Raw genomic sequence first — 15,876 nt, forward strand, 5'->3', positions numbered from 1 at the left:
ATGCCATGACCGGTCGCACGCTATATCAGAAGCTCGTGGACTCGCACACGGTCGTCACGCTCGATGCGGACAACGTGCTGCTGTACGCGGATCTCCACATCATGAACGAGTACACGAGTCCGCAGGCGTTCGCCGGGCTCGCCGAGCAGGGCCGCAAGCTGGCGGCGCCGGGCCAGAACCTGGCCGTGGTCGATCACATCATCCCGACTCACGCGGAATCCCCGCGCGTGATCCAGGATCCCGCCTCGGCGCTGCAGGCCCGCAACCTGAAACGTAATTGCGACCTGCACGGTATTCCGCTGTTCGATACCAACGATCCGCTGCAGGGTATCGAGCATGTGATCGCGCCCGAGCACGGCATGATCCGGCCCGGCATGGTCGTGCTTTGCGGCGACAGCCATACCACCACCTACGGCGCATTCGGCGCGCTGGGCTTCGGCATCGGCACCTCCGAGGTGGAGCACGTGCTGGCCACGCAGACGCTGGTCTACCGGCTGGCGCGCGACATGCGTATCCGCGTGGATGGCCCGCTGCCATCGGGCACGACATCGAAAGACCTGATTCTCCACATCATCTCGCGCATCAGCGCGCAGGGCGCGCGTGGCTACGTGGTGGAGTTCACCGGCAGCACGATCCGCGCGTTGTCGATGGAAGCGCGCATGACCCTGTGCAACATGACCGTGGAGGCGGGCGCGCGCGGGGCACTGATCGCGCCCGATGCCACGTCGATCGACTATGTCCTGCGCCGGGCGCCAGACATCGACGCCGACATGGCCGAAACCGCGCGCCGGGCATGGGCCGGGCTGCGGTCGGATGCCGATGCCGGCTTCGATCTCGAACTGGCATTCGATGCCGCTGCGGTCGAGCCGTTTGTCACCTGGGGCACGAGCCCGGATCAGGCGATTCCCGTGAGCGCCCCGGTGCCGCAGCCGGCCGACGCCGGAGACAGCATCGCCCGCGTCTCCGCCGAGCGCGCGCTTGAATACATCGGCGTGACGCCCGGAGTGTCGCTGCAGGGGCTGCCCGTGCAGCGGGTGTTTATCGGCTCCTGCACGAACGGCCGCATCGAGGACTTGCGCCAGGTGGCCGCCGTGGTACGCGGCCGCAGGGTGGCGCCGGGCGTGCGTGCAATGGTGGTGCCGGGCTCCGGCGCCGTGCGCGATCAGGCTGAAGCCGAGGGCATCGCGGCCTTGCTGATCGATGCTGGATTCGAATGGCGCAAGCCCGGCTGTTCGATGTGCCTCGCGATGAACGACGACGTGCTGGCGCCGGGCGAGCGCTGCGCGTCGACCACCAACCGAAACTTCGAGGGCCGCCAGGGCCGTGCCGGACGCACGCACCTGATGAGCCCGGCCATGGCAGCCGCCGCGGCTGTTACCGGCTGCATCACCGACGTGCGGGAACTGGAGATCCAACATGGATGACATCACGACGATCGAAGGTGTCGGCGCGCCGCTACCGCTGCCGAACCTGGATACCGACCAGATCATGCCGAAGCAATTCCTGCGTGGCATCGACAAGGCGGGGCTCGACCGCGGACTGCTTCACGACATGCGTTTCGACGCGAACGGCGCCCCGCGCGCGGACTTTGTACTGAACCAGCCGGCGTGGCGCGACACGCGCGTGCTGGTCGCCGGGCCGAACTTCGGCTGCGGTTCGAGCCGCGAGCATGCGGTCTGGGGGCTGCAGCAATATGGCATCCGCGCGGTCATCGCGCCGAGCTTCGGCGAGATCTTCTACTCGAACGCGATGAACAACCGGTTGTTGCTGGTGGCGCTGCCGCAGGCGGATGTCGACCAGATCATGGCGGCCGTGAGTGACCCCGTGGCGCCGGCGTCGATCCGTATCGACCTGTCGACCATGACGGTCCGTGCCGGCGAATTCACCAAGGCGTTCTCGCTCTCGCCGCGCCACCTCGACATGTTCCGGCTCGGCCTCGATGTCATCGGCATGTCGTTGACGCACGCCGATGCGATTGCGGCATTCGCAAGCCGGCACCACGCGGACAACCCCTGGCTACGCGACGTGGCCGCGACTACCATGGCACGGCTCGGCCGTATGGCTGGCTGATGGAGGAGACACGATGTTCGAAGGATTCACGACCCACCGCATCGATCACAACGGCGTGGCGATCCACGCGGTGGTCGGCGGAGACGGTCCGCCGCTGCTGCTGTTGCACGGCCATCCGCAGACGCATGTGATCTGGCACAAGGTGGCCGGTGAACTGGCCCGGCATTTCACGGTGGTGGCCACCGACCTGCGTGGCTACGGCGATAGCGACAAGCCGGCGGGTCTGCCCGACCACAGCAACTACAGCAAGCGGACGATGGCGGCCGATCAGATGGCGGTGATGCGGGCACTCGGCTTCGAGCGTTTCCGCGTGCTCGCTCACGACCGCGGCGCGCGCGTGGCGCACCGGCTGGCCGTCGATCATCAGCAGGCTGTGGAGAAGCTCGTGACGCTCGATATCGCCCCGACGCTGGCGATGTACGCGCAGACCAACGAGGCGTTTGCCCGGGCCTACTATCACTGGTTTTTCCTGATCCGTCCCGCGCCGTTCCCGGAGACCCTGATCGAGGCCGACCCCGAGCTTTACCTGCGCCAGACCATGGGTAGCCGCAGCGCCGGCCTGGCGCCGTTCACCGACGAGGCGCTGGCCGAATACCTGCGCGGGCTGCGCCAGCCGGGCGCGGCGCATGGACTGTGCGAGGACTATCGCGCCAGCGCGGGCATCGATCTCGATCACGACCGCGCCGATATCGCGGCTGGCCGCATGATCGAATGCGAGATGCTGGCGTTGTGGGGAGCCGACGGGGCTGTCGGAAAGTGTTTTCAGCCACTTGAAGAATGGCGCAAGGTCGCGCGCCGTGTGACCGGTCATGCACTGCCATGCGGGCACTACATCGCCGAGGAAGTCCCGGAGCAACTGCTGGCGGAAGTGCTCCCGTTCCTGCGCGCCTGAGCAAGGCAACCTGTTGATTCCACGATGTTTATCCCTCTCCCGCAGTCAGCCGGGAGAGGGATTGTCGGCATCGGCGTGTGATTCGCGCCGATCGCGCTCGCGTAGGCCCACCATATCCCGCCTCGCACTATCTCCAATTTTTTTGATCTTCATGTTTAACCGCCGTTGTGCAGCATATGTCCTACGCTGGCATGATGGCGGCCAGATGGTTCTTTGATGAGTCGGATGTTGTCGTGTCAACATGCGCGACAACCTGCGCAAACATACATTCATGGATGGATGTATAATGTGCAGCAAAAATTCATTCCAAGACCCCTTTACTGCTGTTAGTTTTCACAATGACGTACCGATTTATTGCAAGCTGTCTTGCCGTCTGGCTCGGAATCTGTGTCGCCGCGAGCTGGTTGGTGGAGCGACTCTGGGCTTGACCGCCATCTGAGCGGTAGAGTGCTTCAGCCGGCATGGCTGCCTATGCAGTTCCCTTCGATGTCCGTTGCCGAGCCAATCTCTCTTCCATGTCCATGAACAAGAAGACAGAACAACAAGAACATCACATGCCCCCAGTTTCCCTGTTCCGCAAGCTACCCTCCGTACGCCTTCTGGCTGTCGCCGCACTGGTGGCGGGCGCCAGTTCGGCGGCCAGCGCCGAGGAACTGGTCGGTTGGGCGCACCCGGCCGTGCAGGCCGCGTTCGCGCGCGATACCGACCATGGCATCAACAAGTACGAAATCGCGGTCAACTTCAACACGCCAATCCAGTACGGCAATCCCGATGGATGGCTGTTCAGGCTGCAGGCGGAAGCCAACATGGGCTACTGGGACGCGCGCAGCGGCACCAATCGCCAGAACCTGATGGAGTTCGGCCTGACGCCGATCCTGCGTGTGGAAAAGCGCGGCGGCTACTTCGTGCCGTTCCTGGAAGCCGGCGTGGGCTTGCGCCTGCTGACGCACACGTCGACGTCAGACCAGCACAATTTCAGCACAGCCTTCCAGTTTGGCGACATGGTCGGCCTGGGTGTGGGGTTCGGCAAGAATGCCGCGACCGAAGTGGGCATGCGCTTCCAGCACATCTCGAACGCCGGCATCAAGGAACCGAACCCGGGCACCAATCTGTACACCGGGTACGTGCGCTATCGCTTCTGATTCGGACGGCCGGCTGATCAGGCGGCGCGCGCCAACGCGCCCTGATCGGTGCGTACCGCATCGAAGAAGTCCCACAACTGCGGTGCGTCGCTGGTCGCCACATTGAAGCGAATCCAGGGCGAATCGGCTTCGCCGGGCTCGAAGTAGGCGCCGGGCGCCAGCCAGATACCGTGCTCCAGCGCAAGCGTGGCCAGCCTGTTGCCCGACGGCGCGGGCCCGTCGGCATCTCGCATGCGTGCCCACGCGAACATCCCGCCTTCGGGGCGCAGCAGGACCTCCAGGCCGTGCGCGTCCATCTTCTCGGTCACCAGATCCTGCTGGGCGCGTAGCCGCTCGGCGAGCGCCGCCACGTGCCGGCCATAGTGCCCGCTGGTCAGGACCGAATACACGAGCCGCTCGGTCACTTCCGAGGACGTCAGTCCCACGGCCATCTTCGTGCGTGCGAAGGCCTTGGCCAGATCCGGGCTTGCGGCCAGATAGCCGACGCGCAGCGACGGCGCGATCGTCTTCGAGAAACCGTTCACATAGACCACCTGCGAGAGCCCGTCCATTGCCGCGAGCATCGGCGACCCGGCCGGCGCCAGTTCGCGATAGATGTCGTCTTCCACCACCAGTAGCCGGTGCTGCTCCGCGATCTGCAACACGCGGAACGCGTTCATGCTGGTCAGGCTCGCGCCGGTGGGGTTCTGCAGCACCGTGTTGATGAACAGCGCACGCGGCGAGTGCTGGCGAATGGCGTCTTCGAGCGCGTCCGTGTCGAGGCCCGCAGCCGTGCGCGGCACGCCGATCGCGCGCAGGCCCGCCAGCCGAAGGATCTGCAGCAGATTGCAGTAGCACGGCGACTCCACCAGTACCGTGTCGCCGGGGCGCAGCAGTGTGCGCACGACCAGATCCAGCGCCTGCGTGGCGCCCTGGGTCAGCACCACCTGTTGCGATCGCGCCGGAATGCCGTACTGGCTCAGGTGCGCGGCGATATGCTCGCGCAGCGCGCCGAAGCCGTAGGGATGGCCGTATCCAGACACCTGCGCGGCCGGCACGCGCGCCGCGCTGCGCATGGCCTGATGCAAGCCTTCCTCGTTGAGCCAGTCGCCGGGCAGCCAGCCAGCCCCCGCCTTGATCGGCACGGAGTGGTCGGCGAATACATCGGAAAGCAGCCAGGCCGCGTTGAGTCCCGGGGCCTCCCAGTGTGGCGCGCGCGCATGGCCGGCTGGGGCGTGCCGGTGTGCCACCGTGTAGCCGGAGCCGGGGCGGGCCGCGAGATACCCGAGCGCTGTCAGCCGGCCATAGGCCTCGGCGACGGTGAAGGTGCTGACATCGTGCTGCTGGGCGAAGCGACGCACCGACGGTAGCAACGCGCCGGCCCGCAGGGCCCGGCTGTCCACGAGCGCGGCGATGCCGGCGACGATCTGTTCGGTCAGCGTCTCGCCGCCCCGGCGGCTGCGAACAAGGTTCAGGTTGAGCATTCGACGCCCGCAAGAGAACGAAACCTGTACAGTGTAGCGGGTACGGCGGATTGATGCGTTGCAGCGTGAACCCTTATTCCAGTGCCAACACGGGGCCTTCCGCTCGCGTCGTGTGATGTGGTGTACCTGTACGGTTTGAGCTTCCTAAACTGTACGGTAAGGCGTCGATCTCGCGACCGTATATTCTTGATGCCAGACCCCGCCGGTAGAGTTGCCCGAAACCGTGGCCGAACTCCCGAAATGAGCCCGGCTTCGCCCCACACCGCCCCACAACGCCTCACACCGCCATCAGGAGAATGTATGGACGCCGCCAAGACCGTGATCCCCGATCTCGAATCCCTGTGGATGCCCTTTACGGCCAATCGCCAGTACAAGTCCGCGCCGCGCCTGCTGGTATCGGCCAGCGGCATGTACTACACGACCCATGACGGTCGCCAGATCCTGGACGGTTGCGCCGGCCTCTGGTGCGTGGCCGCGGGCCACGCCCGCAAGGAAATCGTCGAGGCGATCGCGCAACAGGCCGCCACGCTCGACTACGCGCCGCCGTTCCAGATGGGCCACCCGCTCGAATTCGAAGCGGCGACCAAGGTGGCGTCGCTGATGCCGCAGGGGCTGGACCGCATCTTCTTCACGAACTCCGGTTCCGAATCGGTCGATACCGCGCTGAAGATCGCGCTGGCCTATCACCGTGCCCGTGGCGAAGGCCAGCGCACGCGCATCATCGGCCGCGAGCGCGGCTACCACGGCGTGGGCTTCGGCGGCATGGGCGTTGGCGGTATCGGGCCGAACCGCAAGATGTGGTCGGCCAATGTGATGCCCGGCACCGATCACCTGCCGGCCACGCTGAACATCGCAGAGGCCGCGTACTCGAAGGGCCAGCCGCAATGGGGTGCCCATCTGGCCGAAGAACTCGAGCGGCTGGTCGCGCTGCACGATGCCTCGAACATCGCCGCTGTGATCGTGGAGCCGATGGCCGGTTCGGCCGGCGTGCTGATTCCGCCGATCGGCTATCTGGAAAAACTGCGCGAGATCACCAGCAAGCACGGCATCCTGCTGATCTTCGACGAAGTGATCACCGCATTCGGCCGCCTGGGCGCCGCAACCGGCGCCGAGCGTCTGAAGGTGACGCCGGACCTGATCACCATGGCCAAGGCCATCAACAACGCCGCCGTGCCGATGGGCGCCGTGGCTGTGCGCCGCGAAGTGCATGACGCGGTGATCAACGCCACGCCGCAAGGCGGCATCGAGCTGCCGCACGGTTACACGTACTCGGGCCATCCGCTGGCGATGGCGGCCTGTATCGCCACGCTCGACCTCTACAAGCGCGACAAGCTGTTCGAACGCGCGGCCGAGATGTCGCCGAAGTTCGAGTCGGCCGTCCACGGCTTGCGTGGTGCGCCGTATGTGAAGGACATCCGCAACCTTGGCCTGGTGGCGGGCGTGGAACTGGAATCGCGACCCGGCGCGCCGGGCGCACGCGCCTACGAGGCATTCCTGAAATGCCTGGAGCTGGGTCTGCTGGTACGCTACACGGGCGATATCCTGGCGTTCTCGCCGCCGCTGATTATTTCGGAGGCCGAGATCGACCAGATGTTCGACACCGTGCGCCAGGCCTTGCATAGCATCAAGTAAGACCCGCCCCAGAGCGCCAGAGACAACGAGGAAGACCGCAGTGAACATTGCAGAAAACCGGCAGATCGCCGAAATCCATCACTACGTTGGCGGGACCGTGCGCCGTGCGGGCACGGACCGCTTTGCCGATGTGTTCAACCCTGCCACGGGCGAAGTGGCCGCGCGCGTGGCCATGGGCTCAGCCGATGACGTGGCGGCAGCAGTCGCCGCCGCCAAGGCCGCGGCCCCAGCATGGGCGGAGATGCCGCCGCTGCGCCGCGCCCGCATCCTGTTCAAGTTCAAGGAACTACTCGACCGCCATCACGACGACCTGGCCGCGCTGATCACGCGTGAGCACGGCAAGGTGTTTTCCGATGCCAAGGGTGAGGTGACGCGCGGTATCGAGGTGGTGGAATTCGCCTGCGGCATCCCCAACCTGCTCAAGACCGACTTCACCGACAACATCGGCGGTGGCATCGACAACTGGAACCTGCGCCAGCCGCTGGGCGTGGTGGCCGGCATCACGCCGTTCAACTTCCCGGTCATGGTGCCGATGTGGATGTTCCCGGTGGCCCTGGCGTGCGGCAACACGTTTGTGCTGAAGCCGTCCGAGCGCGATCCGTCGCCGAGCCTGCTGATCGCCGACCTGCTCAAGCAGGCCGGTCTGCCCGATGGCGTGTTCAACGTGGTGCAGGGTGACAAGGTCGCCGTCGACGCGCTGCTGGCGCACCCGGACGTGCAGGCGCTGTCGTTCGTCGGCTCCACGCCGATCGCCGAGTACATCTACACGGAAGGCACGAAGCACGGCAAGCGCGTGCAGGCGCTGGGCGGCGCGAAGAACCACCTGGTGGTGATGCCCGACGCCGATCTCGATCAGGCCGTGGACGCGCTGGTTGGCGCGGCGTACGGCTCAGCCGGTGAGCGCTGCATGGCGATCTCGGTGGCCGTGGCCGTTGGCGACGTGGCCGACCGTCTGGTGCCGCGTCTGGCCGAGCGCGCGGCCACGCTGAAGATCCGCAACGGCATGGAGGATGACGCCGAAATGGGTCCGCTGGTGACCGCCGCGCACAAGGCGAAGGTCGAGGGCTATATCGCCAAGGGCGTGGCCGAAGGCGCGAAGCTGGTGACCGATGGCCGCGGCCACAAGGTGGACGGTCACGAGAACGGCTTCTTCGTCGGTGGCACGCTGTTCGACAACGTCAAGCCGGACATGACGATCTACAAGGAAGAGATCTTCGGTCCGGTGCTGTCGGTGGTGCGCGTGCACGACTTTGCCGAGGCGGTGGATCTGATCAATCGCCACGAGTTTGGCAATGGCGTGTCGTGCTACACCAGCGACGGCGGCATCGCACGCGCTTTCGCGCGTCAGATCCAGGTGGGCATGGTCGGCATCAACGTGCCGATTCCGGTGCCGATGGCGTGGCATTCGTTCGGTGGCTGGAAGCGCTCGCTGTTCGGCGATCACCATGCCTACGGCGAGGAAGGTGTGCGCTTCTACACACGCTACAAGAGCGTGATGCAACGCTGGCCGGACAGCATCGCCAAGGGTGCGGAGTTCACGATGCCGGTGGCGAAGTAACGGCGTCAGCGCACGGCGATTGTCGGCTGGATCGGGCGTCCCTTCGGGGGCGCCCTTTTCTTTTGCGAGTTTCTTTTGCGAGTATCATGCCGCCCTTCCGCCGGTGCCGCTGCCGTTCAAAAGATGCGCAGCCCAGACCGCTGGCGGATTCCGCACAACCTATAGTCCTTACACGGACTTTTTGCCGGAGCCACGCCATGAGTCTCTTTCGCACCAAAAACATCGACGCCATGCTGGAAGTCAGCGAGCACGACGGATTGCGAAAGGTGCTGGGGGCGGTGGATCTGGTGCTGATGGGTATCGGGGCCATCATCGGCACGGGGATTTTCGTGCTGACTGGTACTGGCGCGCTGACCGCGGGCCCCGCGCTGACGGTGTCGTTCGTGATCGCGGCCATGGCCTGCGGCTTCGCGGCGCTGTGCTATGCGGAGTTCGCTTCCGCGATCCCGGTATCGGGTTCGATCTACACCTATAGCTATGCCACGCTCGGCGAGATCGTGGCGTGGATGATCGGCTGGGACCTGCTGCTCGAATACGGGCTGGCCACATCGGCGGTGTCAGTGGGGTGGTCCGGCTACTTCCAGTCACTGATCGCCGGGTTCGGCATCCATCTGCCGACCGCGCTGACTGCCGCGCCGGGCGCGGTGCCCGGTGAACACACGCTGTTCAACCTGCCCGCCTGCCTGATCATGCTGGCGATCACCTGGATCGTTTCATACGGCGTCAAGGAGTCGGCGCGACTCAACAACGTGATGGTGGCAATCAAGATCAGCGTCGTGCTGCTGTTCATCGCCGTCGGCGTCTGGCACGTGAAGCCCGCCAACTGGCAGCCGTTCGCGCCGTTCGGCATGACCGGCGTCTTCAACGCCGCCGCGCTCGTCTTCTTCGCGTTTATCGGGTTCGATGCGGTGACGTCGGCCGCCGAGGAGGTGCGCAACCCGCGCCGTGACCTGCCGATCGGCATTATCGGCTCGCTGGCGGTATGCACCATCCTTTACGTGACCGTGGCGGCCATCATGACCGGCATCGTGCCGTACATGAAGTTCGAGGGCGTCGACCATCCGGTGTCGCTGGCGCTGCAGTACGCGGGGCAGAACTGGGTGGCCGGGTTTGTTGATCTGGGCGCCATCCTCGGCATGACCACCGTGATTCTGGTGATGACCTACGGCCAGACGCGGATCATCTTCGCCATGTCGCGCGACGGGCTACTGCCGGAGGCGTTATCGACGGTGCACCCGGTTCATGCCACGCCGTACACGGCCACGTGGACCGTCGGCATCGTGTTCGCGGCGATCGCCGCCTTCGTGCCGCTGAACGTACTGGCCGAACTGATCAACATCGGCACGCTGGCCGCGTTCACGCTGATCTCGATCGCGATCCTTGTGTTGCGCCGCACGCGCCCAGATTTGCGGCGCGGCTTCCGCTGCCCGGGCGTGCCCGTGGTGCCGCTGCTGGCCGTTGGCTTCTGCCTGTTCCTGATGGCCCATCTGCAGGCGCTGACCTGGATCGCATTCCTGTGCTGGATCGGGTTGGGCTTGATCATCTACTTCGCTTACTCGCGCCGCAACGCGGTGCTGCACAACCACGGCGGCGACGCCGAGGGCTGATCAGCGGCTGCCGGCGTCTTCGAGGAACGCGCGTGCGCGGGGATCGCCCGCGTAGGCCGAGTTGATGCGCACCCACGCCGTGGTCTCGCCGCCGGGGCGAAAGAAGTGTCCCGGCGCCAGCGCCACGCCGTGGTTTTCGGCCAGCGTGACGAGTTCGCGCGAGTCCTCGATGCCGCGCGGACGCGCCCACAGGAAATTGCCGCCTGCCGGCTCGCAGAACACGTCCCAGTTGTACTGGCCCAGAAGCTTGACCACATCGGCCGTGACTTCGCGCGTGCGTACGCGCAGCCGCTCCACGTACTTGCGGTAGTTGCCGCGCTCCAGCATCGTCGCGGTGACGGCTTCGGCGAAATGGGAGCCCGCCACGCTCGTCAGCACCTTCACGTCGATCAGGTCCTTGACCAGCGCCTTGTCTGCAACGATGTAGCCCACGCGCAGCGCCGCCGACACCGTCTTCGAGAACCCGCCAACGTAGATCACGTGCTCGAGCTGGTCGAGCGTGGCCAGCCGGTCGGTGAAGTTGAGCTGGAAGTCCGAGAAGATGTCGTCTTCCACGAAACGGAAGTTGTGCTTGCGTGCCAGTTCGAGCAGCCGGAATGCCACCGGTGGCGCCAGCGTGGAGCCGGTTGGGTTCTGCAGCACACTGTTCGTGAAGAACAGCTTCGGCTTGTGATCACGCAGCAGGCGCTCGCAGGCCTCGGGGTCAGGCCCGTTCGGCGTGTGCGGCACGCCCACGAGCTGCACGCCCTGCATGCGCAGCAAGCCAAACAGGTTGTAGTAGCCGGGGTCTTCCACGAACACGGTATCGCCGGGCTTGAGCAGGTGGCGCGCCACGAGGTCGAGCGCCTGGCTTGCGCCCGTCGTGATCAGGATCTGAGACAACTCGGCCTGGATGCCGACCTGCCGCACGCGCGTCAGCACCTGCTTGCGCAGTTCCGGATGACCCAGCGGCGTGGCGTAGTGGATCACGCTGTCGATGTCGTGGCGCGTGATGTGACGAATGGCCTGCGTCAGGCCCTCCACATCGCGCCATTCCTCGGGCACGAAGCCGCCAGCCAGCTTCAGCGTGCCACTGGGGTGGTGGAACTGGTCGATGATATGGAGCGACAGGTCCTCCGCCAGACTCGGGTCGGACCAGCCGCGTCCGCTGCGCCCGGCCAGCGTGCTATCCGCGACGTAGAAGCCCGAGCCTTGCCGCGAATCGACCAACCCCTGCGAGACCAGTCGGTCGTATGCCTCGATAACCGGGAAACGGCTGATGCCGTGCTCGGCGGCCATTTGCCGGATCGACGGCAGACGTGCCCCGGGCAGCGCTTCCCGCGAGCTGATCCAGGCCTTCACGCCCAGCACGATCTGTTCGGTCAGCGGTACGCCGGTGGAGGGGTCTAGTATGAGTCTCATAGGAGGCGGCAGCGGCAACTGTCAGCAAAAACTACTGAACAGTTCAATGAAAACTGTTCGGAACTGTGCATGGGATTGTAGTCCGCGCCGTGAATAATGGAAGCGTGGCGCGGCGTCACCGGAATCCTCACCGTCGCGCCGGCAAGATCAGGAGACACCCATGCGCGAACTCAGGACATTTGAGCTTGAAGAACCCGACCAACCCGTGACGTGGCGTGCCCGGCACGGTCACAGCGTCACCGCGCTGGAAGGCCGGCTGTGGCTGACTGTGGAAGGGCATCTGGCCGATATCTGGCTGCGGCCCGGCGATGTCATGACGTTGCCGGAAGGCGCGCGCGTCTGGCTGTCGGGCGACGTACCCGGGTCGCGGTTCCTGCTGACTGAATCCCCGGCCCCGTGGTCGTTGCGGCGCGCAGTCTTCATCACCCGCCAGCTTGCCCGCCGCTGGGGCGAGCACAAGACCGCCGCCTTCGGCGACTGCCCGCGGATCAGCGCCTGATTCGCCCCTGATTCGCCGCCACGGCTTCACTGTCGAGACCCGGACGCCCGCCTGACGGGCGTTCGTGGCCATCAGGCCGCTTCACCCAGTCCCTCCTCTGCGCGACGATGCCGCCATGGCGACCGAGCTTACGCGCGCGCCTTGCCTTACGTTAACGTAAACGTCATATAATCGTCCGGCCCTCGTCAACGTGGTCGTCAGAACCACCGGCGTGCGGCAGCCAGCCACAAAACAGAGCGGTGGAGACAATGACTGATCTTTCTGATGTGAGCAGGACCGCGGCCGCCAAGCCGCAGGCAGCGCCTGGCCGGGGACCGGCCAACAAGGTGCGCTTTGTCACCGCGGCGTCGCTGTTCGACGGCCACGACGCCTCGATCAACATCATGCGGCGCATCCTTCAGTCGCAGGGGTGTGAAGTCATCCACCTCGGCCACAACCGCTCCGTGCAAGAGGTCGTCACGGCCGCGCTGCAGGAAGACGTGCAGGGCATCGCCATCTCCAGCTATCAGGGCGGGCACGTCGAATACTTCAAATACATGATCGATCTGCTGCGCGAGCACGGCGGCGAGCACATCCAGGTGTTCGGCGGCGGCGGCGGCGTGATCGTGCCGGACGAGATCCGCGAGCTGCAGGCCTACGGCGTGGCCCGCATCTACAGTCCCGAGGACGGCCAGCGCATGGGTCTGGCCGGCATGATCACCGACATGGCGCAGCGTTGCGATATCGACCTGACGCGCTACGCACCCACCACGCTCGACGCCGTGGCCGCCGGCGACCGCCGCGCGCTGGCACAACTGATCACCGCGCTCGAGAACGGCAAGGCGGACCCGGCACTGGTCAGCGCACTGCATGCCCAGGCGAAGGCCGCGGCCGTGCCGGTGCTGGGCATCACCGGCACGGGCGGCGCGGGCAAGTCATCGCTGACCGATGAACTGATTCGACGCTTCCGGCTTGATCAGGACGACGCGCTTTCGATCGCCGTGATCTCGATCGACCCGTCGCGCCGCAAATCGGGTGGCGCGCTGCTGGGCGACCGCATTCGCATGAATGCGATCAACCACCCGAACATCTTCATGCGTTCGCTGGCCACCCGCGAGGCTGGCTCCGAGATCTCTCAGGCGCTGCCCGACGTCATCGCCGCGTGCAAGGCGGCGCGTTTCGATCTCGTGATCGTGGAGACATCAGGCATCGGCCAGGGCGACGCAGCCATCGTGCCGCACGTCGACCTGTCGCTCTACGTGATGACGCCGGAATTCGGCGCGGCCAGCCAGCTCGAGAAGATCGACATGCTCGACTTCGCCGACTTCGTGGCCATCAACAAGTTCGACCGCAAGGGCGCGCAGGACGCCTGGCGCGACGTGGCCAAGCAGGTGCAGCGCAACCGCGAGCAATGGCACAGCCGGGCCGAGGACATGCCGGTCTATGGCACGCAGGCATCGCGCTTCAATGACGATGGCGTGACCATGCTCTACCAGGGACTGGTGGGGGCGCTGGGCGCGCGTGGCATGAGTCTGAAGCCGGGCACACTGCCGAATCTGGAAGGCCGGATCTCGACCGGCCAGAATGTGATCGTGCCGCCTGCGCGCAGCCGGTATCTGGCGGAACTGGCCGATACGGTGCGGGCCTACCATCGCCGCGTGGCCGCCCAGAGCAAACTGGCGCGGGAGCGCCAGCAACTGCGTGCGGCGCATGACATGCTGCAGGGCGCCGGGCACGAAAGTGCCGCGCTCGAGACGCTGGCCAGCGAACGCGACGCCTCGCTTGGCGCCGTGGAGCGCAAGCTGCTGGCGATGTGGCCGCAGATGCAGCAGGCCTACAGCGGCGACGAATACGTCGTGAAGATTCGCGACAAGGAAATCCGCACCGGCCTGATCAGCACCACGCTGTCGGGCACCAAGATCCGCAAGGTGGTGCTGCCGCGCTTCGAGGACGAAGGCGAGATCCTGAAGTGGCTGATGCGCGAGAACGTGCCCGGCAGCTTCCCATACACGGCCGGCGTGTTCGCGTTCAAGCGCGAGGGTGAGGACCCCACGCGCATGTTCGCGGGCGAGGGCGATGCATTCCGCACCAATCGCCGCTTCAAGCTCGTTTCCGAAGGCATGGACGCCAAGCGGCTGTCCACGGCGTTCGACTCGGTCACGCTCTACGGTGAAGACCCGCACGAGCGGCCGGACATCTACGGCAAGGTGGGCAACTCCGGCGTGTCGATCGCCACGCTCGAGGACATGAAGGTTCTCTACGATGGCTTCGACCTGACCAACCCGTCCACGTCGGTCTCGATGACGATCAACGGCCCGGCGCCCACGATCCTGGCGATGTTCATGAACACGGCCATCGACCAGCAGATCGACCGTTTTCGTGCCGATAACGGCCGCGATCCGACGGCCGACGAGGAAGCGAAGATCCGCGCGTGGGTGCTGCAGAACGTCCGTGGCACGGTACAGGCTGACATCCTGAAGGAAGACCAGGGCCAGAACACGTGCATCTTCTCGACCGAGTTCTCGCTCAAGGTGATGGGGGACATCCAGGAGTACTTCGTCCACCATCAGGTGCGCAACTTCTACTCCGTGTCGATCTCGGGGTATCACATCGCCGAAGCCGGCGCGAATCCGATTTCGCAACTGGCCTTCACGCTGGCCAACGGCTTCACGTATGTCGAGGCCTATCTGGCGCGCGGCATGCATATCGACGACTTCGCGCCCAACCTGTCGTTCTTCTTCTCGAACGGCATGGACCCGGAGTACAGCGTGCTGGGCCGCGTGGCACGCCGCATCTGGGCGGTGACGATGCGCGACAAGTACGGCGCCAACGACCGCAGCCAGAAGCTCAAGTACCACATCCAGACATCGGGCCGGTCACTGCACGCGCAGGAGATCGATTTCAACGACATCCGCACCACGCTGCAGGCCCTGATCGCGATCTACGACAACTGCAATTCGCTGCACACCAACGCCTATGACGAAGCCATCACCACCCCGACGGCCGAATCGGTGCGCCGGGCGCTGGCGATCCAGCTGATCATCAATCGCGAATGGGGCGTGGCCAAGTGCGAGAACCCGAATCAGGGCAGTTTCCTGATCGAGGAACTGACCGATCTCGTCGAGGAGGCCGTGCTGCAGGAGTTCGAGCGCATCGCCGAGCGCGGCGGGGTGCTGGGCGCGATGGAAACCGGCTACCAGCGCGGCAAGATTCAGGAGGAATCGCTGTACTACGAACAGCTCAAGCACGACGGCACCTTGCCGATCATCGGCGTGAACACGTTCCGCAATCCGAACGGGGACCCGACGCCACAAACGCTGGAACTGGCCCGCTCCAGCGAGGACGAGAAGCAGAGCCAGTTGCACCGCCTGACGGAATTCCATGGGGCGCACCAGGCCGATGCGGAGGCGATGTTGGCAAGGCTGCGTCAGGCCGTGATCGACAATCGGAACGTCTTTGCCGTGCTGATGGACGCGGTGCGCGTGTGCTCGCTGGGGCAGATCACGCACGCGCTGTTCGAGGTCGGTGGGCAGTACCGGCGCAATATGTAATTGCGTCGATGGAAATAATGGGTGGGGCGGTTCACGGCGGCGGACGCTGGGGCTACACTCAGCGTTCCGCTTGAAAAAACGA

The 15,876-nt window shown here is 65.4% G+C and carries 11 protein-coding genes; 9 read left to right on the top strand and 2 right to left on the bottom strand.

Annotated elements, in window-relative coordinates:
- The first annotated feature begins 5 nt into the window (after positions 1–5).
- From leuC to K6G35_RS01045, 4 genes are all read left to right on the top strand, one after another.
- A complete protein-coding gene (gene leuC / locus K6G35_RS01030) occupies positions 6–1,424 on the top strand; it encodes a 3-isopropylmalate dehydratase large subunit (protein WP_495676003.1) in 1,419 nt (472 codons plus the stop codon).
- Positions 1,417–2,070 (top strand): 3-isopropylmalate dehydratase small subunit, encoded by a 654-nt coding sequence (gene leuD / locus K6G35_RS01035; RefSeq protein ID WP_008641813.1) that lies wholly within the window; start codon positions 1,417–1,419, stop codon positions 2,068–2,070. The genes leuC and leuD overlap by 8 nt, the downstream gene beginning before the upstream one ends.
- 13 nt (positions 2,071–2,083) lie before the next feature.
- Entirely contained in the window at positions 2,084–2,962 is an 879-nt protein-coding gene (locus tag K6G35_RS01040) for an alpha/beta fold hydrolase (protein WP_495676004.1), read from the top strand.
- A gap of 554 nt (positions 2,963–3,516) precedes the next feature.
- Positions 3,517–4,104: an acyloxyacyl hydrolase gene (locus K6G35_RS01045; RefSeq protein WP_040010832.1), complete on the top strand. Its 588-nt coding sequence runs from the start codon at positions 3,517–3,519 to the stop codon at positions 4,102–4,104.
- Between the two features lie 17 nt (positions 4,105–4,121).
- Here the strand turns inward: K6G35_RS01045 and K6G35_RS01050 are convergent, their stop codons facing one another.
- Positions 4,122–5,567, bottom strand: a complete 1,446-nt coding sequence (locus K6G35_RS01050; RefSeq protein ID WP_008641807.1) for an aminotransferase-like domain-containing protein — start codon at positions 5,565–5,567, stop codon at positions 4,122–4,124.
- A 300-nt stretch (positions 5,568–5,867) separates the two neighbouring features.
- Here K6G35_RS01050 and aptA point away from each other — a divergent pair, with 300 nt between their 5' ends.
- The 3 genes from aptA (at position 5,868) to bcaP (ending at position 10,364) form a co-directional block, all read left to right on the top strand.
- Positions 5,868–7,199 (top strand): omega-aminotransferase AptA, encoded by a 1,332-nt coding sequence (aptA, locus tag K6G35_RS01055; protein ID WP_495676005.1) that lies wholly within the window; start codon positions 5,868–5,870, stop codon positions 7,197–7,199.
- A 40-nt stretch (positions 7,200–7,239) separates the two neighbouring features.
- Positions 7,240–8,757 (top strand): CoA-acylating methylmalonate-semialdehyde dehydrogenase, encoded by a 1,518-nt coding sequence (locus tag K6G35_RS01060; protein WP_008641802.1) that lies wholly within the window; start codon positions 7,240–7,242, stop codon positions 8,755–8,757.
- Positions 8,758–8,954: 197 nt separating this feature from the next.
- Positions 8,955–10,364 carry a branched-chain amino acid transporter BcaP gene (bcaP, locus tag K6G35_RS01065; RefSeq protein ID WP_024569293.1) on the top strand — a complete coding sequence of 470 codons (1,410 nt, stop codon included), beginning with the start codon at positions 8,955–8,957 and terminating at the stop codon, positions 10,362–10,364.
- Here bcaP and K6G35_RS01070 read toward each other — a convergent pair whose 3' ends face one another.
- Complete coding sequence (locus K6G35_RS01070; protein ID WP_008641798.1) at positions 10,365–11,765, bottom strand: aminotransferase-like domain-containing protein; 1,401 nt, start codon at positions 11,763–11,765, stop codon at positions 10,365–10,367. It lies immediately after the preceding gene.
- Positions 11,766–11,925: 160 nt separating this feature from the next.
- On the opposite strand from K6G35_RS01070, the gene K6G35_RS01075 reads away from it, so the two are divergent.
- Together K6G35_RS01075 and icmF are read left to right on the top strand one after the other, a co-directional pair.
- Positions 11,926–12,264, top strand: a complete 339-nt coding sequence (locus K6G35_RS01075) for a DUF2917 domain-containing protein (RefSeq protein ID WP_035881290.1) — start codon at positions 11,926–11,928, stop codon at positions 12,262–12,264.
- Positions 12,265–12,512: 248 nt separating this feature from the next.
- Positions 12,513–15,794 carry a fused isobutyryl-CoA mutase/GTPase IcmF gene (icmF, locus tag K6G35_RS01080; RefSeq protein WP_495676006.1) on the top strand — a complete coding sequence of 1,094 codons (3,282 nt, stop codon included), beginning with the start codon at positions 12,513–12,515 and terminating at the stop codon, positions 15,792–15,794.
- Positions 15,795–15,876: the final 82 nt, after the last annotated feature.

The organism is Cupriavidus sp. HY129, assembly GCF_059492215.1.

Excerpts from the sequence above, each read along its gene's own strand:
- leuC (WP_495676003.1), top strand. The coding sequence starts at position 6 with ATGACCGGTCGCACGCTATATCAGAAGCTCGTGGACTCGCACACGGTC.
- leuD (WP_008641813.1), top strand. The coding sequence starts at position 1,417 with ATGGATGACATCACGACGATCGAAGGTGTCGGCGCGCCGCTACCGCTG.
- K6G35_RS01040 (WP_495676004.1), top strand. The coding sequence starts at position 2,084 with ATGTTCGAAGGATTCACGACCCACCGCATCGATCACAACGGCGTGGCG.
- K6G35_RS01045 (WP_040010832.1), top strand. The coding sequence starts at position 3,517 with ATGCCCCCAGTTTCCCTGTTCCGCAAGCTACCCTCCGTACGCCTTCTG.
- K6G35_RS01050 (WP_008641807.1), bottom strand. The coding sequence starts at position 5,567 with ATGCTCAACCTGAACCTTGTTCGCAGCCGCCGGGGCGGCGAGACGCTG.
- aptA (WP_495676005.1), top strand. The coding sequence starts at position 5,868 with ATGGACGCCGCCAAGACCGTGATCCCCGATCTCGAATCCCTGTGGATG.
- bcaP (WP_024569293.1), top strand. The coding sequence starts at position 8,955 with ATGAGTCTCTTTCGCACCAAAAACATCGACGCCATGCTGGAAGTCAGC.
- K6G35_RS01070 (WP_008641798.1), bottom strand. The coding sequence starts at position 11,765 with ATGAGACTCATACTAGACCCCTCCACCGGCGTACCGCTGACCGAACAG.
- K6G35_RS01075 (WP_035881290.1), top strand. The coding sequence starts at position 11,926 with ATGCGCGAACTCAGGACATTTGAGCTTGAAGAACCCGACCAACCCGTG.
- icmF (WP_495676006.1), top strand. The coding sequence starts at position 12,513 with ATGACTGATCTTTCTGATGTGAGCAGGACCGCGGCCGCCAAGCCGCAG.